The 1,416-nt window shown below is 76.3% G+C and carries 1 protein-coding gene; it reads left to right on the forward strand.

Going from position 1 to position 1,416, the window contains the following annotated elements; all coding sequences use genetic code 11:
* On the forward strand, nt 1–1,416 hold a 1,416-nt coding region (locus tag HUW36_RS32855), incomplete at both ends, for a type I polyketide synthase (protein ID WP_174531585.1).

Here is a 1,416-nt window from a genome sequence, read left to right on the forward strand (position 1 = left end):
GGCTGCCCGCCACGCTCGTCTTCGACCACCCCACCCCGGCCCGAGTCGCCGCGCACCTGCACGATCGGCTCGCCGCCGCCGCGCCCGCCGCCCCGACCACCCGCGCGGCGGGACCGGCCGGCACCGACGAACCCCTCGCCGTCATCGGCATGGCCTGCCGCTACCCGGGCGGCATCGCCACCCCGGACCAACTGTGGGACCTCGTCGCCGCCGGCGGGGACGCGATCGGCGGTTTCCCGGCCGACCGGGGCTGGGACCTCGACGCGCTCTACGACCCGGACGCCGAGCGGGCCGGCACCTCCACCACCCGCCACGGCGGATTCCTCGCCGACGCGGGCGACTTCGACCCGGCGTTCTTCGGCATCAGCCCTCGCGAGGCCCTCGCCATGGACCCGCAGCAGCGGCTGCTGCTGGAGACCTCGTGGGAGGCGTTCGAGTCCGCCGGTCTCGACCCGGCCACCCGCGCCGGCACCGCCACCGGCGTCTTCGTCGGCGCCGCCTCCTCCGGATACGCCGCCACCGGCGCGGACGGACTCGAAGGCCATCTGCTTACCGGCACCGCCGGCAGTGTCGCCTCCGGCCGGCTCGCCTACACGTTCGGCCTGGAGGGGCCGGCGGTCACCGTCGACACGGCCTGCTCGTCGTCGCTCGTCGCGCTGCACCTGGCCGCGCAGGCGCTGCGCTCGGGCGAGTGTGACATGGCGCTCGCCGGCGGCGTCGCGCTGATGGCCACCCCCGGCATGTTCTCCGAGTTCTCCCGCCAGGGCGGCCTGGCCCCGGACGGCCGGTGCAAGGCGTTCGGCGCGGCCGCCGACGGCACCGGCTGGGGTGAGGGCGCCGGCCTGCTGCTGGTGCAGCGGCTCTCCGACGCGCAGCGGGAGGGCCGCCGGATCCTTGCCGTGGTGCGGGGCACCGCGGTCAACTCCGACGGGGCGTCGAACGGGTTGACCGCGCCGAACGGGCCGTCGCAGCAGCGGGTGATCCGGCAGGCCCTGGCCAACGCGCGGTTGTCGCCGTCCGAGGTGGACGTGGTGGAGGCGCACGGCACCGGCACCACGCTCGGTGATCCGATCGAGGCGCAGGCGCTGCTCGCCACCTACGGGCAGGACCGGGACACGCCGCTGCTGCTCGGGTCGATCAAGTCGAACATCGGGCACACGCAGGCCGCCGCCGGTGTGGCCGGTGTGATCAAGATGGTGCTGGCCATGCGGCACGGCGTCGTCCCGGCCACGCTGCACGCCGACGAGCCGTCCCCGCACATCGACTGGACCGCCGGCGCGGTCACCCTCGTCACCGAGGCCACCCCCTGGCCCGCGTCCGACCGGCCCCGCCGCGCCGCCGTCTCCTCGTTCGGCATCTCCGGCACCAACGCCCACGCCGTCGTCGAGGCCGCCCCCACCGCACCGGCGGCCGGCC

The sequence above is a fragment of the Micromonospora maritima genome, from assembly GCF_902825405.1.
In the GTDB taxonomy this organism is placed as follows: Bacteria; Actinomycetota; Actinomycetes; order Mycobacteriales; family Micromonosporaceae; genus Micromonospora; species Micromonospora maritima.